At 37.2% G+C, this 24,068-nt stretch carries 23 protein-coding genes; 2 read left to right on the top strand and 21 right to left on the bottom strand.

The window, feature by feature from the left end; translation table 11 throughout:
* Window positions 1-103 precede the first annotated feature (103 nt).
* From ACQKMV_RS20175 to ACQKMV_RS20220, 10 genes are all read right to left on the bottom strand, one after another.
* A complete protein-coding gene (locus ACQKMV_RS20175) occupies window positions 104-334 on the bottom strand; it encodes a hypothetical protein (RefSeq protein WP_427506078.1) in 231 nt (76 codons plus the stop codon).
* Between the two features lie 354 nt (window positions 335-688).
* Window positions 689-913: a hypothetical protein gene (locus ACQKMV_RS20180; RefSeq protein ID WP_427506080.1), complete on the bottom strand. Its 225-nt coding sequence runs from the start codon at window positions 911-913 to the stop codon at window positions 689-691.
* 16 nt (window positions 914-929) lie between these two features.
* Complete coding sequence (locus tag ACQKMV_RS20185) at window positions 930-2,051, bottom strand: Nif3-like dinuclear metal center hexameric protein (protein ID WP_427506082.1); 1,122 nt, start codon at window positions 2,049-2,051, stop codon at window positions 930-932.
* Between the two features lies 1 nt (window position 2,052).
* A complete protein-coding gene (locus ACQKMV_RS20190; RefSeq protein ID WP_427506083.1) occupies window positions 2,053-2,745 on the bottom strand; it encodes a tRNA (adenine(22)-N(1))-methyltransferase in 693 nt (230 codons plus the stop codon).
* A gap of 182 nt (window positions 2,746-2,927) precedes the next feature.
* Window positions 2,928-3,278: a c-type cytochrome gene (locus ACQKMV_RS20195; protein WP_427423218.1), complete on the bottom strand. Its 351-nt coding sequence runs from the start codon at window positions 3,276-3,278 to the stop codon at window positions 2,928-2,930.
* A gap of 479 nt (window positions 3,279-3,757) precedes the next feature.
* Entirely contained in the window at window positions 3,758-4,327 is a 570-nt protein-coding gene (locus ACQKMV_RS20200; protein WP_427506084.1) for a hypothetical protein, read from the bottom strand.
* 250 nt (window positions 4,328-4,577) lie between these two features.
* A complete protein-coding gene (rpoD, locus tag ACQKMV_RS20205) occupies window positions 4,578-5,705 on the bottom strand; it encodes an RNA polymerase sigma factor RpoD (RefSeq protein WP_427423220.1) in 1,128 nt (375 codons plus the stop codon).
* Window positions 5,706-5,736: 31 nt separating this feature from the next.
* Window positions 5,737-7,569 carry a DNA primase gene (dnaG, locus tag ACQKMV_RS20210; protein ID WP_427506147.1) on the bottom strand — a complete coding sequence of 611 codons (1,833 nt, stop codon included), beginning with the start codon at window positions 7,567-7,569 and terminating at the stop codon, window positions 5,737-5,739.
* 207 nt (window positions 7,570-7,776) lie between these two features.
* Entirely contained in the window at window positions 7,777-8,589 is an 813-nt protein-coding gene (locus ACQKMV_RS20215) for a pyruvate, water dikinase regulatory protein (RefSeq protein ID WP_427506086.1), read from the bottom strand.
* Between the two features lie 19 nt (window positions 8,590-8,608).
* Window positions 8,609-9,241, bottom strand: coding sequence for a helix-turn-helix transcriptional regulator (locus ACQKMV_RS20220; protein ID WP_427423223.1), 633 nt, complete (start codon window positions 9,239-9,241; stop codon window positions 8,609-8,611).
* 457 nt (window positions 9,242-9,698) lie between these two features.
* On the opposite strand from ACQKMV_RS20220, the gene ACQKMV_RS20225 reads away from it, so the two are divergent.
* Window positions 9,699-11,084, top strand: coding sequence for a glycine--tRNA ligase (locus tag ACQKMV_RS20225; protein ID WP_427506087.1), 1,386 nt, complete (start codon window positions 9,699-9,701; stop codon window positions 11,082-11,084).
* Window positions 11,085-11,132: 48 nt separating this feature from the next.
* Here ACQKMV_RS20225 and ACQKMV_RS20230 read toward each other — a convergent pair whose 3' ends face one another.
* Entirely contained in the window at window positions 11,133-12,878 is a 1,746-nt protein-coding gene (locus tag ACQKMV_RS20230) for an HD-GYP domain-containing protein (RefSeq protein WP_427506088.1), read from the bottom strand.
* Between the two features lie 1,038 nt (window positions 12,879-13,916).
* Between ACQKMV_RS20230 and ACQKMV_RS20235 the strand changes: the two genes are divergently transcribed.
* Window positions 13,917-15,350 (top strand): S-layer homology domain-containing protein, encoded by a 1,434-nt coding sequence (locus ACQKMV_RS20235; protein WP_427506089.1) that lies wholly within the window; start codon window positions 13,917-13,919, stop codon window positions 15,348-15,350.
* A gap of 30 nt (window positions 15,351-15,380) precedes the next feature.
* On the opposite strand, the gene recO is transcribed toward ACQKMV_RS20235, so the two are convergent.
* From recO to ACQKMV_RS20285, 10 genes are all read right to left on the bottom strand, one after another.
* Window positions 15,381-16,172, bottom strand: a complete 792-nt coding sequence (gene recO / locus ACQKMV_RS20240) for a DNA repair protein RecO (RefSeq protein ID WP_427506090.1) — start codon at window positions 16,170-16,172, stop codon at window positions 15,381-15,383.
* Between the two features lie 130 nt (window positions 16,173-16,302).
* Window positions 16,303-17,220: a GTPase Era gene (era, locus tag ACQKMV_RS20245; RefSeq protein WP_427423228.1), complete on the bottom strand. Its 918-nt coding sequence runs from the start codon at window positions 17,218-17,220 to the stop codon at window positions 16,303-16,305.
* On the bottom strand, window positions 17,207-17,620 hold the full coding sequence (locus tag ACQKMV_RS20250) for a cytidine deaminase (RefSeq protein ID WP_400722965.1): 414 nt from the start codon (window positions 17,618-17,620) through the stop codon (window positions 17,207-17,209). The genes era and ACQKMV_RS20250 overlap by 14 nt, the downstream gene beginning before the upstream one ends.
* Window positions 17,621-17,731: 111 nt before the next feature.
* Window positions 17,732-18,082 carry a diacylglycerol kinase family protein gene (locus ACQKMV_RS20255; protein ID WP_427506092.1) on the bottom strand — a complete coding sequence of 117 codons (351 nt, stop codon included), beginning with the start codon at window positions 18,080-18,082 and terminating at the stop codon, window positions 17,732-17,734.
* On the bottom strand, window positions 18,083-18,556 hold the full coding sequence (gene ybeY / locus ACQKMV_RS20260) for an rRNA maturation RNase YbeY (protein WP_427506093.1): 474 nt from the start codon (window positions 18,554-18,556) through the stop codon (window positions 18,083-18,085).
* 8 nt (window positions 18,557-18,564) lie between these two features.
* On the bottom strand, window positions 18,565-20,685 hold the full coding sequence (locus ACQKMV_RS20265; RefSeq protein ID WP_427506095.1) for an HD family phosphohydrolase: 2,121 nt from the start codon (window positions 20,683-20,685) through the stop codon (window positions 18,565-18,567).
* Window positions 20,686-21,170: 485 nt separating this feature from the next.
* On the bottom strand, window positions 21,171-22,127 hold the full coding sequence (locus ACQKMV_RS20270; RefSeq protein WP_427506096.1) for a PhoH family protein: 957 nt from the start codon (window positions 22,125-22,127) through the stop codon (window positions 21,171-21,173).
* A 2-nt stretch (window positions 22,128-22,129) separates the two neighbouring features.
* Window positions 22,130-23,248 (bottom strand): sporulation protein YqfD, encoded by a 1,119-nt coding sequence (locus ACQKMV_RS20275; protein ID WP_427506097.1) that lies wholly within the window; start codon window positions 23,246-23,248, stop codon window positions 22,130-22,132.
* Window positions 23,238-23,498, bottom strand: coding sequence for a hypothetical protein (locus tag ACQKMV_RS20280; protein WP_427423234.1), 261 nt, complete (start codon window positions 23,496-23,498; stop codon window positions 23,238-23,240). The genes ACQKMV_RS20275 and ACQKMV_RS20280 overlap by 11 nt, the downstream gene beginning before the upstream one ends.
* A 55-nt stretch (window positions 23,499-23,553) precedes the next feature.
* Complete coding sequence (locus tag ACQKMV_RS20285; protein ID WP_427506099.1) at window positions 23,554-24,045, bottom strand: hypothetical protein; 492 nt, start codon at window positions 24,043-24,045, stop codon at window positions 23,554-23,556.
* Window positions 24,046-24,068: the final 23 nt, after the last annotated feature.

Genomic DNA, 24,068 nt, shown 5'->3' on the forward strand with positions numbered 1-24,068 from the left:
ACGCTTTCGCACAGAAAACATTTGTTGCTGACGCTACGCTTTCGCACAGAAAACATTTGTTGCTGACGCTACGCTTTCGCACAGAAAACATTTGTTGCTGACGCTACGCTTTCGCACAGAAAACATTTGTTGCTGACGCTACGCTTTCGCACAGAAAACATTTGCCGCTGACGCTTCGCTTTCGCACAGATAAAACATTTGCCGCTGACGCTTCGCTTTCGTGCAGAGCAGAGCTTCCTGGGGGCGTCCGATGAGTCGCTTCGTTGTTGCTGTCGCTACGCTTTCGCACAGATAAAACATTTGCTGTCGCTACGTTAGCACTACGCTTTCGCACAGAAAACATCCGCTGCGCTGCAGGGTCTCATCTGTGACGCTAATCCTCAAGGAGTCGCCAAGCCTCCACTCCAATCAACTACTTCACATAGCATAAATTTTCAGGCATGTCTCTCTAATTTATAATGATGAAACAAAACCTTAGCAATTTGATTATGTCTGTGCGAATGGGCAGCGACAGCAACAACAAAGCGGAGGAAGCGGGTCGACGCTCGCCACACAGGAAATTGAGTAGCCTAGAATGGAAATCACCCTCATTTAAAGTACAAAACATTCACCAAGATTTCCTTGAATATTGTTTTTAACATTAAAAAGACTGAATTATAATTAATTCTATAATTCAGCCTTGTTATAATTACTGGTTACATTTAAATGAATAGTTTGTTGATAGAAAATTCTTTTCCTTTGAAACAATGGCTTCTCCACCATCTTTTTCACATTGCTCGGTCATAGCATCAATTTTTTTGGCATTCATCGTATTCGTCATGAATGTCATACCTACGCCAAACACAGCAATTAGCAAACCAATCATAATCCATAACTTGCCGGCTTTATTGCCAGCAGGTCTTTCACTCGCCACAGCCTATTCCCCTCTCTTACACGAATAAAAATGGTTCTGTATGAATAGTAGATTGGACAAATTCAACAGAATATTTTTTATCCTCACACATTCTTGCCATCTTTTTAGCTACTCCTGCAATCATCACTTTCTCTACATGATGACCTGGATCTACGATTTGTAGACCAATTGCTTGAGCGTCCTGGGCAGTATGGAAATACATATCTCCCGTTAAAAATACATCTGCCCCAGCATGTTTCGCAGAATAGATATATTTATTGCCGTCGCCACCAACAAGTGCGACTTTTTTCACCTTTGACTGTAAATCACCAACAACTCGGACAGCAGGTACATCTAGCTGTTGCTTAACAAATTGTGTAAATTCATGAAGTGTCATTTCTTGTGGTAAATAACCAACTCGTCCTAAGCCCATTATATTCGTTTGCTGGTCTAGGCGAATGATATCATAGGCAGGTTCTTCATATGGATGTGCGTTTAACATTGCCTTTAATACACGATTTTTTATGGATTCCGGAAAAACCACTTCTACCTTCACTTCTTCTTCAACATGTAATTCACCAATAGAACCTACATGTGGTTTTGCACCTGCCAGAGCACGGAAACGCCCTTCTCCCAATGTAGTATAGCTACACGCTTCATAATCTCCAATACGACCTGCTCCTGCCTTTGCTAATGCCTCTCGTAACTCATTGGCATTTGCAGTCGGTATAAAAACTGCCAGCTTCAACATATTTTCCGCATAAGTTTCTTCTAAAATAGAACGGTTTTCAAGCTGTAGAGCATCTGCTAGTAAATCGTTGACACCACCCTCAGCCACATCTAGATTCGTATGTGCTGCATACACTGCAATATCATTTTTTATAAGCTTTTCATATAAACGCCCCGCTGGACTGTCAGTACGAATATTCGAAAGACGTCTAAAAATTGGTGGATGATGCGCTATTATTAGCTCGCATCCTTGAGTAATAGCCTCCTCAGCTACTGCATCATTAACATCTAATGTGACTAATACTTTACTTACAGGTTTATTTAATGTACCGATTGCAAGACCAATTGGGTCATTTTCCATACAGGCCAGCTTTTTAGGTGACCATGATTCGAACAATTGTATAATTTCCTGACCGTTTACTGTTTTCATCTCACAGAACCCCTTCCACTAAATTTAGTAGAGCCACTAATTCTGCCCGTTTTTCTTCAATTTCAGGTGTTTGATCTGCCCCTTCTATGGACTGTAATACACGCTGCCAATTTTCTTTTTCACGTAACCATTTTTTAATAAATGCTGGTGATTTTCGTTGCATTAATTTCGGCCCAAATAAAATTTCTGGTTCCGTTAACGTCATTGAGCTTCTTTGCAATACAAGAATTTCATAAATTTTTTCGTCTTCCTCTAAAATCTCTTCGTCTTGTATTGCCCAATTATGTGCTAATGCCCATTCGCGAATCACTTTAGCATGAATATTTGGTTGCAAAATAAGCCTTGTTACCCCTTGCAGTTTTTCAGGATGCTTCTCCAAAATGGAGACAATAAGAGGTCCACCCATCCCAGCAATAGTAACTGTATCTACGTGATCAGCTTCTTCCACTGCCGCTAAACCATTCGCAAGTCTTACTGTAATTTTTTCTGTTAAGCCTTCCTTTTGTACTTGTCCTACTGCTGATTCAAATGGTCCTTTCACAACTTCCCCAGCTATCGCATAAGAAGCAATACCTTTATGAATTAAGTAGCATGGTAAATATGCATGGTCGCTGCCAATATCAGCTACAACCGCACCAGAGGGTACATATTTTGCTACTGTTTCTAATCGTTTTGATAATTTTTGTGCATTCATTTTTTTACCGCCTGTCTTAAATAGTGTCCATTCTTAGTATGTATGATGTCGTGAAAAAAAACAAATGGAGTTGACTCAAATTTTTGAGCAACTCCATTTTTTTCATGAATTGAAATGAAGGTAAATAAATTGTAGCTGTACCGATTACGCTTAAACGCTTTCAGTACAGCTACATTTTTAGACTATTTTAGAGTTGAAATGTACTTAGCGATTGCTTTTGCTTCCGCTTCGTTTTTCATACCAGGCTCCATTGGAGTTCCTGGGATACCTTTTGTTAAAACTTCAACGATACGAGCTTCATCTTTGCCGTGTAGATTTGGACCATAAGCCCCTTTTAAGTCAGCACCGTGACAACTAATACAAGATTGTACTAATGCAGCACCGTCATCAGTAGCTTCTGTTTTTTCGCCACCACCTTCTTTTTCAGCAGCGATTTCTTTTTTGTTCTCTGCGCCTGTTAAAGACATGAAGAAAATAAGGCCAATACCAAATGCTAAAATTAAGATGTAAGGAACGACTGGATTGTTTTTCATATGTTTCCCCTCCTCATTTTAAATCTACTTCTATGATAATATAGAATCAGTCAACATCTAATATTGTACTTCATTAACAATGAAACGAAAAGCCCTATTCGCTAAGTTTTCCTTTGTTTGTAACAAATTCGACATTTCTGTAACTATTGGATAAAATATGTCTTGAAATCTCCAATATTTGGACTAACAGTTACCTTTTTAACAATTAGATTCTTTACATGCTTTTATCTTTCCTCTCTTTGCACATTCATATACCAAGAAAATAAAAATATCTTTTTTTACATTAGCTAAATTATTATCTCAAAATACTAGTGGGTTTTCTTCATCTCACTGATTATTAGTCTACAATAAGGCTTTTAGGGGAAGTTAATGTAAGATCATTTCAAACACAAATTTCGATATAAAAAAGAATCCGTAAGCTTTTTAAAAGCAAACAGATTCTTGTCTTGTCAGTGAAACTAATTTACGAAGTGAATTTCTTATAATAAGTTTATGATATAATAGCCAATCAGTGCTAGTAAACCTAGTACACCTGAGACCGTGAAATAAAGTAGCTTCATTTTTATACCTGACCAAAGCCAAACCCCACAGTTTGCTGCAATCAAGCAAAACAAGGCAATATTATTTCCATTAAAATATGTAGTGTAAATACGAATAGACATACTAAACAATAAAATTGCAGCTAATAAATGGAAAACAGGAGCTAATAAATCATTTTTTTGTGCCGTTCGAAACGCCATTAGAAATAATATCAAGGAAGCTATTCCAACGACAATCGTTAAAATTAACGTTAACGTTAAAGATGATATTGTAAAATAAATAGTTAGCAGCGCAATCATTGCAATACATATACTTGCAATTAAGAGTAACAGCTTTCTCTTTTCTGAAGGCAATATGGCTTGTTTATGATGTACTGGTTCTAACTCCTCTAGATCTTCCCCCTCTGCATAAAGAGCCGCTAAAAAGTCACAGTAATGCTCTGGTAATAGCTTATTCTGCTTCCAAAACAAAATCTCATTCAAGATTATTTTTTTTCGAGGATTTGTCATAGTGTTTACTCCAAACATTGCTTTATAATGGTTGTTATTACAATTTTATCTCAAAATATTAAAAAACACATCTGTATAAAGTAGCAAAAATATTTTGATTGTCTAACTCTAATACACGATATAAATATTTTCTAAACGATATTTTCTTTTGATAAACTTTGCTTACTCGAGTATTCTCCTGATTCCAAAGAATCATAAAAAGGGCTACCCAATTAGTCATCCTAATTAGATAGCCCCAACCTATTTATCTTTATTCTAAGAAGTCTTTTAAACGTTTGCTACGAGAAGGGTGGCGTAATTTTCTAAGCGCCTTAGCTTCAATTTGGCGAATACGCTCACGTGTTACACCAAATACTTTCCCTACTTCTTCTAAAGTACGTGTGCGACCATCATCTAAACCGAAACGTAAGCGAAGGACATTTTCTTCACGGTCAGTTAATGTATCTAACACATCCTCTAATTGTTCTTTTAACAATTCATAAGCTGCATGGTCAGATGGAGATTGAGCTTCAGAATCTTCAATAAAGTCTCCTAAATGTGAATCATCTTCTTCTCCAATTGGTGTTTCAAGAGATACTGGTTCTTGCGCAATTTTTAGAATTTCACGTACTTTTTCAGGTGTTAAATCCATTTCTTCCCCAATTTCTTCTGGAGATGGCTCGCGACCTAAGTCCTGTAATAATTGTCGTTGTACACGAATTAATTTATTAATTGTTTCTACCATATGCACTGGAATACGGATTGTACGTGCTTGGTCCGCAATTGCACGTGTAATTGCTTGGCGAATCCACCATGTTGCATAAGTGGAGAATTTAAAGCCTTTACGGTAGTCAAATTTCTCAACAGCCTTGATAAGCCCCATATTCCCCTCTTGAATTAAATCAAGGAATAGCATACCACGACCAACATATCGCTTCGCAATCGATACAACAAGACGTAAGTTTGCTTCTGCTAGGCGTTTACGTGCTTCTTCGTCACCTTGCTCAATACGCTCCGCTAATGCGATTTCTTGCTCGGCAGAAAGTAAATCAACTCGACCAATTTCTTTTAAATACATTCGTACAGGGTCATTTATTTTAACACCTGGTGGTACACTCAAATCATTTAAATCGAAAGTCTCTTCATTAGCTTCTTCTTTCATTAAGCTCTCTTCTTCAAATTCTTCTTTTCCGATGATTTGAATGTCTTTATTCTTTTCAAGATCTTCAGCAAAATGGAAAATCTCTTCATTCTCCAATTCATAAGGCGCTAGTTTCTCTGAAATTTCTTTCATAGAAATTTCACCTTCTGTTTTTGCTTTTTCTTGTAGTAATTTTTTTGCTTCATCTAATGTGATTTCTACTTCTACCTCTTTTGAACGTTCTGACTTGTCCGCCATAAACCTTCCTCCTTCTAACAACCGAATCGGGTTAAATCGCCGATAACGATTTTCTTAAATGAATAATCTGTTGGGCGATTTCAAGTGCACGCACATACTCATGCATCTTCTCCGCTTCCTTTGACTCATGCATCTTTTGTTGAATTTCTTGCTCAATTCTATATTTTTGCAGCTGACGTATTGAATCTGCGACCTCAGCCTCTGCTTGGTCGGGATCCCGTTCCGCTAAAGCCGCTTCCATTACAATCTTTCGTAATTCAGAGTCATCTAATATCTCAACAAAACGCTGATAATCAGGATGACCATATTCCTCATAAAATCCTACTAAGCGAACAAAAACTGCCATATAGGCATCTCGTACAAACGGATCTTTTTGCTCACTACGTAATACCCTGTCCACTACATCTATATTATGAAGCATATGAGCCAGTAATAAACGTTCGGCACGTTCGGCTGCGTCCATAGGCTTATGTTGCGGAGTGACCGGCATCGAAGGCGTTTGAACAGGCATTTCTACTTTTGCAGAACGGACCTGATTGGCCTCTAGCTTTCGGAATTGAGCATAAATCGCTTCTTCCGAGATATTTGTTTCATTCGATAGCTGTCTTATATACAAATCTCGTTCAACTGGTGATGATCTTCCTACCAGTTGTTCAAGAACCTCTTGAATATATTGAAGCGTATCATTTTCAAACTGAAAGTTCTTATTTCGTCTAGCATGCATCATCATAAAAGCAATATACGCATGAGGGTTTTCCAAAATTTGTTCTTTAAATGCTTGTCCACCTAAACTACGAATGTATTCATCGGGATCTAGCTTATCTGGTAACACCGCAATATTGACTTTCATACGTTCCGTTTGAAGTAACTGTGCCGCCCTTTTTGCCGCATCAAAACCAGCATTATCACCGTCATAGCAAATCGTAATCTGCTCTACTAAGCGCTTTAGCTTTGTGATATGCTGATTCGTAAGCGAAGTGCCCATTGTTGCTACAGCATTCGTTACACCAACAGAGGTTGCTGCTAAAACATCCATAAATCCTTCCATCAATACTACTTGACGATTTTTTCTAATTGAGGTTCGTGCTTTATCTAGGTTATATAGCACTTCACTCTTTTGAAAAATTGGTGATTCTGGACTATTTAAATATTTTGCCTCTTCACCAGTCGATGCAAGTATTCGTCCTGAGAATGCTATAATCTTACCGTTCTCATCACGAATGGGAAACATAATACGCCCTCTAAAACGATCAAAATAGCGTTCTTCCCCTTCTCGCTTGATTATTAAACCACTTTCCGCGATTTCTTGTAAGTTATAACCTTTTCTTTCAAGCAATATCGTTAATGCATCAAAGCTTGGAAGAGACCATCCAATGCTATTAGATTCTATAAGTTCCCTTGTAAATCCTCTTTCTAGCAAATAATTTAAAGGTTCTTCACCATCTTCCGTATTTAACAGTAAATGATGAAAGAAATCTGCTGCAAAAGCGTGTGCTTCTTTCATCCTTTCTTCTGCTTTAGATACCTTTTTCGTTACTTCAGGTAAACTTGGCCCAACATCTAAATGTATGCCAACACGTTCACCAAGTTTCACGACTGCGTCAGGAAAAGAAACACCTTCTATATCCATGACAAAAGTAATAGCATTACCACCTGCACCACAACCAAAGCAATGAAAAATTTGTTTGTCTGATGACACAGAAAAAGATGGCGTTTGTTCTCCATGAAATGGACAGAGACCAAACCAATTGCGCCCACGCTTTGTAAGCTGCATGTATTCGCTTATGACATCTACAATATCTGATTGTGTGCGAATCTGTTCAATCACTTCTTCAGGAATCTTCCCTGCCAAACCCATCACCATCTTTAAATAACGTTCTAAAACACAATTCGCTATCCGATTTAAAAATCCTTTATTTCTCGACAAAAAAATAGGATTTTTCTCTTAATAAATATTTTTACCACAATTTTATTATTATAAAACATAAATTAGTTTTTATCTATACTATTTTCAAAACCGACTCAAAAAAACCGCCTCTTACAACCGAGGTGGTTTATCATCATTCGTTTCTTATTTACAGTTAGAGATATGCTCAATAATGACGTTTGCTGTTTCTTCAACTGCTTTGTTTGTCACATCAATAACCTTACAACCAATTTTAGCGACAATTTTTTCAAAATGCTGGATTTCTTCTAATATTCGATTATGCTGCGCATAGATAGCATCGTCATTCAATCCAAGAGACATTAATCTCTCTTTTCTAATTGAGTTTAATTTATCAGGAGAAATAATTAAACCAAAACATTTTTTGGGATCAATTAGTAATAGTTCTTCGGGTGGCTCCACTTCTGGTACTAAAGGTACGTTCGCCACCTTATAGCGTTTATGTGCTAAATATTGTGATAACGGTGTTTTAGAGGTGCGTGAAACACCGACTAACACAATATCAGCTTGTAATAGACCACGTGGATCTCTACCATCATCATATTTTACTGCAAATTCAATAGCCTCAATTTTTTTAAAATAATCATCATCTAGCTGGTGAACGATCCCTGGTGCTTCTAATGGGAATTCTTCCACAAATGTTGCCATAGTTTTTAAAGCAGGTCCTAAAATATCGACAGCATATATTTTTTCTTGCTCACATAAATCATGTAATAACGATCGCATATCCTGTCGAACAAGCGTGTACACAATAAATGCCTTCTGTTTTGCTGCAAGGCACACAATTTTTCGAATGAGCTCCTCTGATTGTATATGAGGAAAACGACGAATTGCCGTGTTTTCCAAACCAGGTCGAAATTGGCTAATAACTGCTTTCGCTACTTGATCACCAGTTTCACCGACTGAATCAGATACAACAAAAACCCGTAGTCTTTTCATGCTGCTCTCCTTCAAATATTTAGACATTCTGTGCAAGTGATAAGAATGCTCGTGTAATCGTCGTTTTTGTAAGTCGACCAACTATTGTCAATCCACCATCTTGTGGCTCTACTACTGGTAGCGAATCAACTTCTCGTTCAATTAGTTTATTCGCTGCGACAACTAAAGAATCTGATCTCTCACAGTACGAGATATTTGGCATACGTGTCATAATAATATGTACAGGAATTTTGTTTAAATCCTGTGTCCCAATACTTGTACGTAGTAAATCCTTACGAGAAAGTACCCCAGTCAAAAATTCATTCTTATCTACGACAAAGAGTGTTCCTACATCCTCCGAAAACATGAAGCAAATCGCATCATAAACAGTCATTGTTTCCGGTACAACAACAGGTCCTGAATGAAAATCTTTCACCTTTAAATTGTGAATACTATCTATCAATGTAACGGATGCTTTTTTACCTGAATAGAAATAGCCAACACGAGGTCTAGCATCTAAAAAGCCCGCCATTGTGAGTATAGCTAAATCTGGTCTTAAAGTCGCTCTTGTCAGATTGAGACGTTCTGCAATATGTTCGCCTGTAATTGGGCCGTTTTCTTTCACAATTTGTAAAATGTCTTCCTGACGTTTATTGAGTTCGATTGGACTCACCGCCTCAAATCTAATAGTGTTATACTTATGCTCAATTATTATATACTATTTTAATAATTATTGCGAAGAAAAGAACTACATGCTACAATATTGACACATACGCTTGCTCTAAATGTATTTTCGAGCGATTTGCGTTATACAGGCGATGATGGGAAAAAAGTATCTGTTCCATTTTAAAGCGAGTAGAAGATAGTGAAAGTCTACATAGCAACAGAGAAAAGGCACTCCTTGAGCTAACTTTTTGAAAAGAGGTTTTAAACAACACGTTTAAAACAATCAGGGTGGAACCGCGGGTCTTAGCACTCGTCCCTGGGCATTCATTGTGCCCGGAGACGGGTGCTATTTTTAATTTAGTCCTTACTAAATTAAAAATTATCTCTGGCGAATTTCAACAATTATTTGTATAAATTCGCTAAAAAATATTCACTCTGTGAAAACTATGAAGGAGGCTATTTTTATGGCTAACAAATCAATGGAAACAATTGTATCATTAGCGAAGCATCGCGGCTTTGTCTTCCCTGGTTCTGAAATCTATGGAGGCTTAGCAAACACTTGGGATTACGGTCCACTAGGTGTTGAATTAAAAAACAATGTTAAAAAAGCATGGTGGCAAAAATTCGTCCAAGAATCGGAGCACAATGTTGGGATAGATGCTGCAATTTTAATGAACCCAAAAGCATGGGTGGCTTCTGGTCACGTTGGTAACTTTAATGACCCAATGATTGATTGTAAGGCATGTAAAGCGCGCCATCGTGCTGATAAAATCATCGAGGATGCTGCGCTAGCTAAAGGCGATGAAATCATTGTTGATGGTATGACATTTGACCAAATGAAAGAAACGATGATTAAGTATGATGTAGTGTGCCCAGATTGTGGTAAAGCTGATTTTACAGATATTCGTCAATTTAATTTAATGTTTAAAACATTCCAAGGTGTAACAGAATCTTCTACAAACGAAATTTATTTACGCCCAGAAACAGCACAAGGTATTTTCGTAAACTTTAAAAACGTACAACGTTCTATGCGTAAACGTACACCATTCGGTATTGCTCAAATCGGTAAATCATTCCGTAACGAAATTACTCCAGGTAACTTCACTTTCCGTACACGTGAATTTGAACAAATGGAACTTGAATTTTTCTGTAAGCCAGGCGAGGACCTTGAATGGCACGCATACTGGAAAGAATTTTGTAAAAATTGGTTATTAAATTTAGGCATGAAAGAAGAGTCTATGCGCCTTCGCGATCATGAAGATGACGAATTGTCTCACTACTCAAATGCTACAACTGATATCGAATTTAAATTCCCATTCGGTTGGGGCGAGCTTTGGGGCGTAGCGGATCGCACAGATTTCGATTTAAAACAGCATATGGAGCATTCTGGTGAAGATTTCACTTACATCGATCCAGTATCAAACGAACGTTACGTTCCATATTGCATCGAACCTTCTTTAGGTGCAGACCGTGTAACATTAGCATTCCTTTGCGATGCTTATGATGAGGAAGAGCTTGAAGGCGATGATAAGCGTACAGTTTTACGCTTCCACCCAGCTCTAGCACCATTTAAAGCTGCAGTTCTACCACTTTCTAAAAAACTTTCTGATGAGGCTACTGATGTTTGGGCAGAGCTCCGCAAAGCATTCCCAGTTGACTTTGACGAGTCTCAATCAATCGGTAAACGTTACCGTCGTCAAGATGAAATTGGTACACCGTTCTGTATCACATACGATTTTGACTCAAAAGAGGATGGCCAAGTTACAGTACGTCATCGCGATTCAATGTCTCAAGTTCGTATGCCAATTACAGATGTTAAAGCATACATTGAAAAACATCTTCAATTCTAAATTAATAAGTATAACAAAAGGGAGTCGCTTAAATGCGACTCCCTCTTGTTATGCCTTTAATGATGTAAACAAGCGCTCTTGCATCTTCTCCTCAAATGAAAACCTTTTCATATTCATACCGACTAAGCTAATGAGCAATTCCTCAATATCTGCAAGCGAATAATAAAGGAATGTTCCTTCTCTCATCGGGCGAACTCGTCTATCAACTGTCAGCTCATCCTCTATAAAATAAGCTATATTTACGTTACAATGTTCCATTAATTGTGTAATACGCTGGTCATCTTCTGGATTAATAAAGAACGGTACAATTTTGTCAATATACAAAATACTTTGTACAAGTTTAATGAAGAAATTTTCACGAAGTGAAGATTCCACAACTAATATAGTTGTTTGCTCATGCTGATAATCCATATACAATACATTTAATTGCTCTTCTAATAATTTCTTTAGAATATTAATAGAATTCCTATATTTTGTCATATCCGTTTGAATTTCTCTTGTTAATAAACGTAGAATTCGAAAGGCAGGTAAAAATATTTTTAAAACAATTTCTTTAGGATGTAAATGATCTATTAATTTATTAAAGTAGACTCTTAAACTATTTTCGTCACAACGAATTAACTGTTCTATAAATAAGTTAAAAATTTCTTCAAAGCTGTTGGCACGATAATCAATCATTTTCACAATTTTCACACTATAATTCAAAGGTAAGATCATAGACTTTTGTTCATCCAATAATTTAATTTTAGGTAACGTTGGGAATAAATCATATACAAGTTCCACTTGTGCACTTCGATTATCAGATAATTGAACAACTGAGTTGACAGGATAAATTCCTAAGCACTCTACAAATTTATGCATATATTTCTCGTTATATAAATGTCGATCACGATATAAAACAGCTAATGCATCTGTTGCAGCATATCCAGAATGATATACACGCTTTGATGTCAATGCTGAATAAACATCAATAATTTGCAGTAATTGAACGCCCTCACACATATCATCCTCACAAAGCTGATTCGGATAACCCTGACCAGCAAAGCGCTCATGATGATCCCGTGCAAAATAGGCAATATCCTCTTCCCCATTTTCTATTAGCAGTTCATAACCTTTAGTCGTGTGAGCTTTGACAATGTCAAACTCATCTTCTGATAATTTTCGTTTTAAATTCAATATTTCTTGCGGAATAAATACTTTCCCAATATCGTGGAACAAATAGCCCCTTGCTAGCGTTTCAATATCCGTTAAACCTAAATAGCGCGCAAAAATTGTACCTAAAACGAAAACATCAAATGAATGAATAAAAGAATATTCATCCCATTCTTTTAATCGTATGAGTAATTCATAGCGATGTTTTTTTTCTAAAATTCTTTCAAAAACACCTCGTACATAAGCAGTATCTTGCATACTTTTTAAAATTTGACCATAGCGCAATTCATGCACAACATTCTCTAATGTTGTCATGAAAAGGTTACTTATTGTTTCTTTATACTCATCTACTTCATCCTTTGTATCCATTAGTGGTGCAAATACATCCTCGTACTCCTTTGTACGCTGAACACTTAAATCATGAACAATTCGGACTGAATCAGATGGTAAAAAGACAGATAATTCATCTACTTTTCTAAGTTTAAGTAAGGCAATAATTCGTTCCGTTAAAACTAGATCTTTTTTAGCTAGTAAACGATACTCAGAAAAAATATCTTCAGCCAATATATCATTTGCTTCAACTTCATCAATACTTAATGTCACTTTTCTTAGCATATTTTCTGCCACATACGCAATGTTCAAGCATTATGTGACTCCCTCCTTCTTTCATAAGACTGCGTTGTTCTAAAAACGACGCTTTTGCTGATAGAGGCATGTTTTACATTTATATGCATGTCAGATGTATATAAATTGGCTTAGTTTCAATTGGTACAAAACAGATACGAATACAAGAATAGTTTAAATATCATCTATATCATTTACAATATCATAGATTAAAATGCCTTTTCAACTAGTATATGGTACTCGAATGAATAGTTACTACTATGTTTATGTTAAAAACTCTTCTGAAATCAATACTTTATACTCAATAAATTCAATTATTAACAGATATCAAACGGAAACCATAAAGATATAAAGACCTATATTTCAAAATATAAAAATGTATATTTATAAGCATCAGTTAATTTTCTATTATAAATAATATTTCTGTAAAATCTAAAAGATTAATCAATTTGTACTAAAGCTATTAATAAAAAATCAATAATAATATAGAAATATTAACATTTCGACAAAATAACCACTTAATATCTATCTGGAAATACCTAGAAATTAATCGTTTTTTTGTATCGTGTCTAACTTTTGGCTCATCAATAAAAAGTTGGCGATGGTATTTGTTCATTATGTATGCCATTTGTTGATTGGAATAGAGGCGGAGTGATTCCCTGAGAATCAGCGTCACCGATGCCCCCTAGAGGACCGAAGTCTAAAAAGCATCAAGTTTAATGATAGCGCCCTCGTGATTAACCTCCTGTGTAGTCGCTTCGCTTTCGCACAATAAACACATGTTGTCCCAAGTAACTCATCAGACGCCCTAGCAAGCGGAATGGAAATCATCCAACGTCATAGCGATATACAAGTTTTTTGCATTTACTTAGGTACATAGGATAAAATTCCCTGTATTCTCATCTTCATCATTTTGATATAGTAGATTTTAAATGTTAAATAACAATTATTTAACATTTCACGGAGATTCCAACCTATTAATATTCAATCGTTCTTAAATTTGAAATTGAAAACAGGAGGCTCCTAATTTTTATTACTTACTTTGGAGGAAATAATTTGAAGACTCATCGTTTTTATCAAATCGCAATGGCCTCAGCACTTGCAACAAGCGCCATTGTCATTGCCCCCCCAGCAAATGCTGCATCGGTGTTCCCCGATATAAATGCGTCAACCAAGGAAGGCCAAGCTGTTATTAACTTAGCCGAACGCGGCATTATTTCAGGCTACCCAGATGGCACATTTAAACCTGCGAATCCCATTACTCGTACACAAGCTGCAAAAATTTTAGCTGGTATATTAAAGCTAGATACGGTTCATGTAAAAAACCCTAATTTTAAGGATATAAAACCTGGCGATGAAAATTATGGTGCGATCGCTGCTTTAGCAAACGCAGGTATTATTAGTGGCTCCAATGGCTATTTCTACCCTACTAAAAATATTACACGTGGACAAATGTCAAAAATGATTGTGAAAGGCTTTAACTTAACAATCACAAACGGCATTAACATTCCTTTCAATGACGTCAAGGCAGGCAATGAATACGAACCATATATAAAAACGCTATTTGCCAACAGCATCACAAAAGGTACAACTCCTACTACCTTCGGACCACAAAATAATGTAAAACGCTCTCAGTTAGCATCTTTTGTTGTACGTGCTGAAAATGCTCAAGGTAACGCTACCGTTCATGCTAGTCAATTTAATCAAGATTATATTTTTGCTTCTTATGGCGGCATTAAGCCTGCAAAGGATATTTTTACATGGGATGAAGATGAAGAAGATTTCATGACGGAGTCCATTACAATTAAACCTCTAAAAGAAGGCACAGGAAAATTAGTAATTTCAGGCTTCGATGAAGATACTCAAGAAATTACTGATTTCTTTTACTTAGTGCAAGTGAAGAATGTAAATGGAAAGCTGCAAACAACACTTCAAAAAGTGAATGAAGAGGAATATGTAGAAAACTTGCCGCTCAATTTAGCGGACAGCGATTTAAAATTTGTTCCTACAGAGGTGAGTATTCAAACTGTAGATGGTCAAGATTTATCTCCTGAATTATATAATTTTAAATCAGCCAATAATACAGCTACACTTTCTATCTATAAAAATGGGCAATATATAATAACATTCACCAATGGTACACAACAACAAATAATGGCTGCTGATGTCGATACGTATGATTTCGTGCGTAGTATTGATTTGTATCAAGTTACAATGACAGATGAGTTAACGTTATCGAGTAAAGATCTATCGTTCGAGCCAGCAAGTGTTGCCTTGGAAAAATTAAATTCTCAACCTGCAACTGTGAAAGCTTCAATAAAGGATAACAACGTAAATGTTACACCAATAGCAGAAGGTCCCGCTATTTTACATATTACAGGTAAAAATGGTGAAACTGCCTACCTCTATATTGAAATTCTAAAAATCGGTGGTAAATGGGCTACTTACTATGAATTCATGGATGATCCAGAAGAATTTAATGAAATGTAGTAAGTGAAAAATAAAATGCCAGAAGATCAATTAATGGTCTTCTGGCGTTTTTTCTTGATCAGTACTTCTTAACTGAAATTCAGGCGTTCTCTCAAGCTGTTCGATAAATTTTTTAGTCTTAAAACGAATTCCTGTTTGTTCCTCGTAAATTGTTGTAATAATTTTTTTTATAAAATACTTTGTTTCCTTTTTCAATTCTAATTTACCAATCTGATCAATCGGTACTGTATAAAACATTCGGATAAGCTTAAGTTGGGTCGGTGTTAATCGAATGATATAAGGATCATGCTGATAACAACGATGACACAAAAAACCTCCCTGAGCAAAAGAAAATGCAAACTCACCGTCTACTGAACCACAAGCAGCACAAGCATGTAATATAGGCTGCACACCTGTATAGGGTAGCATTTTCCATTCTACGAACAATGTAATAGCCTCTGGGTCGTAACCTTCCTCAATTGCTTGTAATGCTTGAAGAAGCACATCAAATGCAAGTGGCTCAGCTTTTCCCTCTTCTACTACACGCTCGACAAGTTCCATTATATAACTTGCATATGCCGTTGCCATTATATCTTCACGAATATGGCGCATTGAATTAAGATGCTCACCTTGTTGCAATGTCCCCATACCAGTATGATGTTGTACCATAAACATGCCATACGTGAATGGCTGTGTCACAGAGGCCAATCTACTGGAAGGCTTTTTGGCACCTCGAGCCATCGTAGCAACCTTCCCCGCTTCTCTTGTTAGTAATGTCACGATTTTATTTGATTCTCCATAGGCACGTACCTTTAGAACAATCCCTTCCCATTTATAAAGCACTAGTCCTCCTCCTTTCTACTAGCTTTGCATGAAAATAGAGCTCTCCAAAAACTTTGGACAGCTCCATTTAAAACTACAGAGATACATGGTTATGATGTGAAGTCGTTTCGTAACATAACAGCATTACCTATTAATATTCATCATCACGGAAACCGAAGTCACGTAAATGTGTTGATTTATTTCGCCAATCCTTTTGTACCTTTACCCAAAGCTCTAAATACACTTTTGAACCAAGAAGCATTTCAATATCTTTTCTTGCACGTATCCCTACTTCTTTTAATAGCGCTCCACGTTTACCAATGACAATCCCTTTTTGAGAATCCCTTTCCACGATAATCGTTGCTGCTACACGAATTTTATCTTCATTTTCTTCATCACGGCGAATTTTATCAATAACAACAGCAATCGAATGAGGTATTTCTTCACGCGTTAAATGTAACACTTTTTCACGAATTAACTCTGAAATAATAAAACGCTCAGGATGATCCGTTACTTGATCTGCTGGGTAATATTGTGGACCCTCTGGTAAATATTTCGCTAGTGTTGTTAATAAATTTTCTACATTATTCCCTTGTAATGCAGAAATCGGTACTATTTCTGCAAAGTCATATCGCTCTTTGTAGCTTTCAATAATCCCTATTAATTCATCAGGATGGATTTGATCGATTTTATTTATCACTAGGAAGACAGGCGTTGGGTTACCTGCCAGCATTTCAAGGATGAATTCGTCACCCTTCCCAAGTTTCTGCTCTGCATTTACCATGAACATAATAACATCCACTTCACGCAATGTATTTTTCGAAACCTTTAGCATAAAATCCCCTAGCTTATGCTTCGGCTTGTGGATTCCTGGTGTATCTATGAAAATCATTTGGCTATCATTTGTTGTCAGTACACCTTGTACTTTATTTCGTGTTGTTTGTGGTTTATCACTCATAATCGCGATTTTTTGACCAATGACACGGTTTAAAAATGTTGATTTCCCTACATTTGGTCTACCGATTATCGAGATAAAACCTGACTTGTAGCCATTGTTATTTTCCAGCATTCTCTAAATCCTCCGTTGTAAATGCAAACGGTAGTAATTCGCCTACAGACGTTACCGTGACATCACCTTTTAAGTTTGTTAAATAAACAGGCATTGATGGTTTGCAAAATTCCATCATCACTTGACGACAAGCTCCGCATGGCGCACATGGTCCATCCGTATCAGCAACAATAGCAATCGCCTCAAAATCATAAATACCTTCTGACACGGCTTTGAAAAACGCTGTACGCTCAGCACAATTGGTCATACTATAGCCAGCATTTTCAACATTACAGCCATGAATAACCTCTCCATTTTTCGTTAAAATCGCCGCGCCAACTTTAAATTTAGAATAAGGTACATAAGCCTTTTCACGCGCTTTTTTTGATTCCTCTAGTAATGCATGCATATCAATTGTCATCAATGTTCTCCTCTACATAATCAATTTTGCCTCAGCGTAATTGATTAAATCATTATTCTTCTTCAGCACAACTGCTACTACTTCATGACCGATTAATAATTTTTTGTAATATCAAAACCATTTCGGTATAAAGATGAGTAATCCGATTATAGCACTGAATATCGCAAATACAAGTACTGCGGCGGCTGCAAGATCTTTAGCCTGCTTAGCAAGTGGATGGATATTAGGTGAAGCTAAATCTACTACTCGTTCAATTGCAGTATTAATCATTTCAAGTGCAAACATTAGCGCTATTAATAGCAACACAATATACCATTCCATACGTGATAAATCCGTAAAATAGCCAGCAATCATAACTATTCCCGCACTTAGCAAGTGAAATATAAAATTTTGCTCAGTACAGGCTGTAATGATACCTTTAAAGGCATACCCAAAAGAGCGTACAAATTTGCGAAAATTCATTTATTCTCGTCCTAAGCCGAAAGATTGTAAAATCTCATCCTGCTTACCGAACATCACCTTTTCATCTTCTGGCACCATATGATCATAGCCAAGTAGATGCAAGAAACCGTGGACCGCTAAAAAGCCTAATTCTCGCTCAAATGTATGCCCATATTCCTCTGCTTGTTCTTTAGTACGATCCGTTGAAATAATAATATCTCCTAAGATACGAGGCATTCCTTCAAATGTTACTTCCATTTCTCCCTCACCTAATTCCTCCAGGGCAAACGAGATAACATCTGTCGGTTGATCCTTATCACGATATTCTCGGTTTATTTCTTGAATCGCTTCATTTGTAACAAACGTCACTGACACTTCTGTTTCCGGCTCAATATTCTCTAGTTTCGCAGCATGCTGTAAAAGCTTTGCAACGAGCTCCATGTGCTCAGCAGCCACTTCATTTGTTTCATCTGTAAAATCAATTGTTAAAATCATAGATCCTCCTACTTATCTGCCTTTGGATATTCTATTCGTGAGTGGAAAATTCCATTCAACGTTTCACAAAGTACTCGCTCTATACATTTTAACTCTTTTATTGAAATATCGCATTCATCAAACTGATTGTCTTGTACTCGATCATCAATAATTGCTCGTACCAGCTTTTGAATTTTCTCTGCATTCGGTTCCTTCATCGATCGAACCGCTGCTTCAACGCTATCTGCAACGCTAATAACTGCTGCTTCCTTCGTTTGTGGTTTCGGACCTGGATATCTGTACATTGTATCATCTAAACATTTTCCTTCTTCCTTCGCTTTAAAGTAGAAGAATTTTAACAGACTAGATCCGTGATGCTGCAAGGCAATATCGATAATTTCCTGTGGCATCTTATAACGTTTTAGCATTTCAGCCCCGTCGGTTGTATGCGCGATAATAATTTCCGCGCTTTTTTCTGGAGGCAATGAATCATGTGGGTTAATACCAGACATTTGATTCTCGATGAAAAAGGCAGGACGCTTCGTTTTGCCGATATCATGATAATAGCATCCTACTCGAGCCAGTAATCCATCTGCTCCAATTTCCTCACACGCTGCCTCTGCTAAGTTTGCCACCATCACACTATGATGATATGTCCCTGGAGCCTCCACTAGTAATTTTTTTAACAATGGATGGTTTGGGTTCGATAATTCAATTAAACGCAACGACGACAATAAACTAAATGCTGATTCAAAGAATGGTAAGAGCCCCATTGTAAGAGCCCCTGATAAAAGTGCCGATATCATTGCCGCGATAAAGTAAAACGACAACTCTGACAAACCGTAGGAAGATTGTGTCATCAATAAATAAAATGCGATAAACGACATATTTACTAACCCTATGACACCTACAGCATGTAGAATATGCGAACGCTTTTCCACACTACCCAAAAAGAATATGCTCGCAAAGCCTCCAAAAATTATATACAGTGTAATTTCCATCTGCATGACAGACGAATAACCCTCTTGAAAAATAACACCCGCAGATGCCGCTGTCATAACAGTAATAAGAATCGCAGCACGATCATCTGCTAATAGCCGTACAAGCATTGTTGCCAAAGCTGTTGGGAAAAGGAAGGCAACAGTAACATCGAAGCCACCTGAGACTAGGCTAATAAATTTCATGAGCAGGATGGATAAACTATAAACAATTACTGTAACCAGCAAGGCATTACGTTTCTTGTGCTCATCAGCATCCCAACGTTCAAATAAAACAAACATGAACATCATTTCCAGAAGTATTAAAATAATCAGCCCTGCAATCGGTTTCATCGATGCCTTATTACTCACCATACCTAGAAGCTCTAATTGACGGAACGCCTCATTATCAATGATTTGACCTTCTTGTACAATGATTTGACCTTGAAGAATTCGAGTTGGTTCAACCGAATCCTTCGCTTGTTGCTTTCGAATTTTCGTTTGTTCCTCGTTTATCGTTTCATTTTCGATAATACTCGTTCGACCAATTAATACTACTGTATTAAATATTTTATCTGGATAGCCTCGTTGTCCACGAATTTTTGTTTCAAAAGCATTTTGATCCGCAAACACATTTTCTGGTCGAATGGATTTTTGTAAATATTCCTGCACGAGTTTTGATAATTGAGTACTTGTTCTTTTTAAATCTGCTTCACTTTGTACTAACAATCCTTCTAGCTGTGAATCGGTAAAGATAATTGGCATTTGCTCTGAATCTATAGATTCAAATTTTTTGCGGAGCTGCGCCACTTGATCGGCAATCGGAACAGGTTCTTTGTTACTCTCAACATCCGCCTTTACGTCAAGAACATAGTCAAATAAAGACGTTACAATCGCAGCTCGCTGTTTAGCAACATCCTCAGAAAAATGATAAACTGGTGCAACCGCGTTTGCTGCTTTTTCTCGTTCCTGTTGCGTTTTATAAGTATCTTCTATCGTTTTAGTAGATCGTACTGTTTCAGGCGCTAGTTGTAACGGTTTAAAATCATATGTAACACCTTTAACATTGCCATACATTAAAGCAAATTGTAGGGCTCCTGTTAAGATGAGAACGACAATTAAAAAGTAGCGGAAGCCAATAAGTTCTGTAAATTTTTTTAATTGTTTTTCCATCTGGCACCTCCTCTATCTACCTACTATCATACCAATTCAAAAAACATTTTTCCCGAAAAATGTATAAGAAAGCAAAAAAACAGCTATACAAATTGTATAGCTGTCACAAATTTTTCCATTTTACAACCATTTTCATGTTTGTGAAGTTTTGTATATCTCGTTACTTTGTTACCTTTTGAACCCTGTTGCACCTGACGCTCCACTTTCGGTGCAGACCTTTTAAACCCGTTGCACCTGACACTTCGCTTTCGGTGCAGACTTTTAAACCCGTTGCACCTGACGCTTCGCTTTCGGTGCAGACTTTTAAACCCGTTGCACCTGACGTTCTGTTTCACTTCGCTTTCGGTGCAGACTTTTTAAACCCGTTGCACCTGACGTTCTGTTTCGCTTCGCTTTCGGTGCAGACTTATTAAACCCGTTGCACCTGACGTTCCGTTTCACTCCACTTTCGGTGCAGACTTTAATATGACCGCATAGCGGTCATATTAAAGTTGCTGTTCTTCGTAGGCTTGGATGATTTTTGCTACTATTGGGTGACGTACTACATCACCTTGTTCTAAAATTTGGAAATGTATAGATTTTACATACTTTAGTGTACGTTCCGCAACTATTAATCCAGATTCTGTATTTTTCGGTAGATCCATTTGTGTTTTGTCGCCAGTAATGACCATTTTTGAGCCAAAGCCTAGTCGTGTTAAAAACATCTTCATTTGCTGATGTGTCGTATTTTGGGCTTCGTCTAAAATAACAAAGGCATCATCTAATGTACGGCCGCGCATATACGCTAAAGGTGCAATTTCTATCGTGCCTCGTTCAATAAGTCTTTGCGTTTGTTCTGCCCCGTAAATATCATTTAGAGCGTCATAAAGAGGGCGTAGATATGGATCTACCTTTTCCTTCAAATCCCCCGGAAGAAAGCCTAGAGACTCGCCTGCCTCTACTGCAGGGCGTGTTAAAATAATACGCTTAACGTGCCCGTTTTTTAGCGCCTGTGTTGCCATGACTACCGCTAAATACGTTTTCCCAGTACCGGCTGGTCCGATACCAAAAACAACGTCTTTATGACGGATTGCTTGTATGTATTCTCGTTGACCGATTGTTTTTGCACGAATAGACTTTCCTTTCGTCGTGCGTGCTATTTCTTCATCATAAAGTTCTGCAAAATATTCAATTGTTCCTTTTTGTGTCATTTCAATAGCTGTTGCAACATCACGCTGATCAATATTAATTCCTTTACGAATGACCTTTAAAAGAGCTTGTAAAAGGAATGTCGCTTGTTCCTTTGAATCCTCTTCACCAGCAAGCTGAATCTGTTCACCACGTGTAATAATGTGGACTTGTAGAGCCTCTTCAATTAACTTCATATTTGCATCTGAAATTCCGAGTAGCATGACCGCTTCGTTTGGATTATCCACTTGTAATACAGTTAAATGTTCTGACATAATCATTCTCCTTGTAGGCCTTGTATTGGACTGGCAATGTTTTCATTGACTAAAAATAGAACTTTCCCTTCAACTGTACCATTCCCCCACTTTACCTGTAAAAGGTTTTCTTTTTTAATAACCGTTTTCGCAGGTAATGAACGTAGTACCTTTTCATGAAGCAATGGTATGAGTAATGAATCTATTTTGGACTCATCAAGCTCTACTTGTATTTTTTTAGTGTTCTGCTCCTCAACAATCGAAACATACGGATCGAGCCAAATAGGTAAATCTTTCTTTTGTACATAGTCAACTTTTTCTTTTTCTTTATGAATGCCTTTCACTAATACACGCCACTGCTTCTGTTGTAGCGTTTCCATCGTTAGCTTTGTTGGAATTTTAAATGAACATTCAAGCCAATAATCAGCGTAGACCTCTCCCTTTGCACCAACAAAGACTTGATTTTCACCACTTTCAATTACACCACTTACGAGAACATCACCTTCGTAAGCAGTATCATTCACTGAAATTTTCCGTTCACCATTTTGAATATTAAAGTGAGTAATAACACCACTTTTTGTTGCTACTAAATGCGATGCTAATTTTTCATTTGTTTGTTTAGTTTGTTTCGGAGACTCCTGAGGTCGTAAAATTACACGTCCGCCCTGCTTTTCAATATGCACCCATGAAAGATCTCGATGCTCTTCTAATAGCTTCTGACGAATGACAGCATCTGAGGGTAGTGCTTTTTTAGACATGGGCGTTTCTAATTGAAATGTATCTTGAAAGGTCTTTCCTAGACGTTCCTCTAACTCTGGAGAAGCCGCTTCAATATCGACACGCCAAATAATCTGTGCACATAGCAATGGTATTAATATCATTAACGCTAAACCAAGCAAAGTCCAAAGCTGTGCTCGAAAAACGTGAAGCTCATCAGCATAATAGACATCCATTTTAAGTCGATAACGCCTACGTACGCGACGAATTTTCGGTAGATAGTGCATAGTTGTTTCAAAGGCAACCTCTTGCTCACGAAAGACAACATGTTTTAATGGTACATGTTGTGCATGCAATGCTTGAATAAAAGGATGAACATTTTCGTGGCGCTTTATACGTATGATAATTGGCCGATTATTCCACATTATCGCTCACACCCATATCCTTTGTCATTTTCATATGAAGCTCTTGTAAACCCTCTACAGAAAGATGAAGCATTTCTTCTTTAAGCGCATTTATTTCCACTGATTTTCCACGCACAGTAATATGATAGCCTGCATAGATAAAAGAGCATGACGAAGCATCGGCATGTAGAAAACGATATGGACCAATAATTTTTAATGTTTCATATTGTAATAATTCAAGTAGCGGCGTTAATTGAAATAGTTTTCTCATAAAAAAATGCCTCCTTCTTCGGCAATATATGCTTCGAAAAAGGAGGACATGCTAGTTATTTTCTTTTTGCTTTTGGAGGACCTAAAACCTCTGCCATTACAATAGCCTGCATTAATGATTTTTTTGATTTTGGTAATTGAAAAGCCGATTGTGATTCAGCTCCTACCACGTTTTTTTTCTCAGCTGCCAAACGACCTATACTTCCTCGATTCGAAGTACGGCTCACTTTCTCAGTTGGGATTAACGGTGGTGCTACATAGCTTGGCGCTTTCTCATTTATTGTTTCTTCGACAATTTTTTTCGGCTCTTCAACTTTAGGCTGTTCATTTTTCCATTCACCTAAAAATTCACGTGCAAAATCCTCAAAGCTTTGCGGTTTAGAAGTAGGACGTTGCTTTGGAGTCATCTCTTCTTTTTCTATGACAGGAGGCTCAACATGTGAATCCTTATTAAAAGGTGGCATTGGTTTTTGTTCTTTCTTATTTTTTGATTTCCCGAAAATAGAGCTGACTATGGCAATTATCGCTAATATAATTAATTGTTCCATTTATTAGTACCGCTCCTTTCCGT

Origin of the sequence: Lysinibacillus sp. NPDC094403 (genome assembly GCF_050278745.1) — a bacterium.
Classification (GTDB): Bacteria; Bacillota; Bacilli; order Bacillales_A; family Planococcaceae; genus Lysinibacillus.

Bases quoted from the DNA above. Each gene is read 5' to 3' on its own strand.
- ACQKMV_RS20270 (WP_427506096.1), bottom strand. From the start codon at position 22,127: ATGTCAGAACATTTAACTGTATTACAAGTGGATAATCCAAACGAAGCG.
- ACQKMV_RS20200 (WP_427506084.1), bottom strand. From the start codon at position 4,327: ATGACAAATCCTCGAAAAAAAATAATCTTGAATGAGATTTTGTTTTGG.
- ACQKMV_RS20190 (WP_427506083.1), bottom strand. From the start codon at position 2,745: ATGAATGCACAAAAATTATCAAAACGATTAGAAACAGTAGCAAAATAT.
- ybeY (WP_427506093.1), bottom strand. From the start codon at position 18,556: ATGATTTTAACAATTGATTTTACAGATGAAACAAATGAAGTGGCTGCT.
- ACQKMV_RS20195 (WP_427423218.1), bottom strand. From the start codon at position 3,278: ATGAAAAACAATCCAGTCGTTCCTTACATCTTAATTTTAGCATTTGGT.
- ACQKMV_RS20255 (WP_427506092.1), bottom strand. From the start codon at position 18,082: ATGAATTTTCGCAAATTTGTACGCTCTTTTGGGTATGCCTTTAAAGGT.
- era (WP_427423228.1), bottom strand. From the start codon at position 17,220: ATGCTGGAAAATAACAATGGCTACAAGTCAGGTTTTATCTCGATAATC.
- ACQKMV_RS20225 (WP_427506087.1), top strand. From the start codon at position 9,699: ATGGCTAACAAATCAATGGAAACAATTGTATCATTAGCGAAGCATCGC.
- dnaG (WP_427506147.1), bottom strand. From the start codon at position 7,569: ATGGTGATGGGTTTGGCAGGGAAGATTCCTGAAGAAGTGATTGAACAG.
- ACQKMV_RS20265 (WP_427506095.1), bottom strand. From the start codon at position 20,685: ATGGAAAAACAATTAAAAAAATTTACAGAACTTATTGGCTTCCGCTAC.
- ACQKMV_RS20280 (WP_427423234.1), bottom strand. From the start codon at position 23,498: ATGAGAAAACTATTTCAATTAACGCCGCTACTTGAATTATTACAATAT.
- ACQKMV_RS20285 (WP_427506099.1), bottom strand. From the start codon at position 24,045: ATGGAACAATTAATTATATTAGCGATAATTGCCATAGTCAGCTCTATT.
- rpoD (WP_427423220.1), bottom strand. From the start codon at position 5,705: ATGGCGGACAAGTCAGAACGTTCAAAAGAGGTAGAAGTAGAAATCACA.
- ACQKMV_RS20215 (WP_427506086.1), bottom strand. From the start codon at position 8,589: ATGAAAAGACTACGGGTTTTTGTTGTATCTGATTCAGTCGGTGAAACT.
- ACQKMV_RS20275 (WP_427506097.1), bottom strand. From the start codon at position 23,248: ATGTGGAATAATCGGCCAATTATCATACGTATAAAGCGCCACGAAAAT.
- ACQKMV_RS20185 (WP_427506082.1), bottom strand. From the start codon at position 2,051: ATGAAAACAGTAAACGGTCAGGAAATTATACAATTGTTCGAATCATGG.
- ACQKMV_RS20250 (WP_400722965.1), bottom strand. From the start codon at position 17,620: ATGACAATTGATATGCATGCATTACTAGAGGAATCAAAAAAAGCGCGT.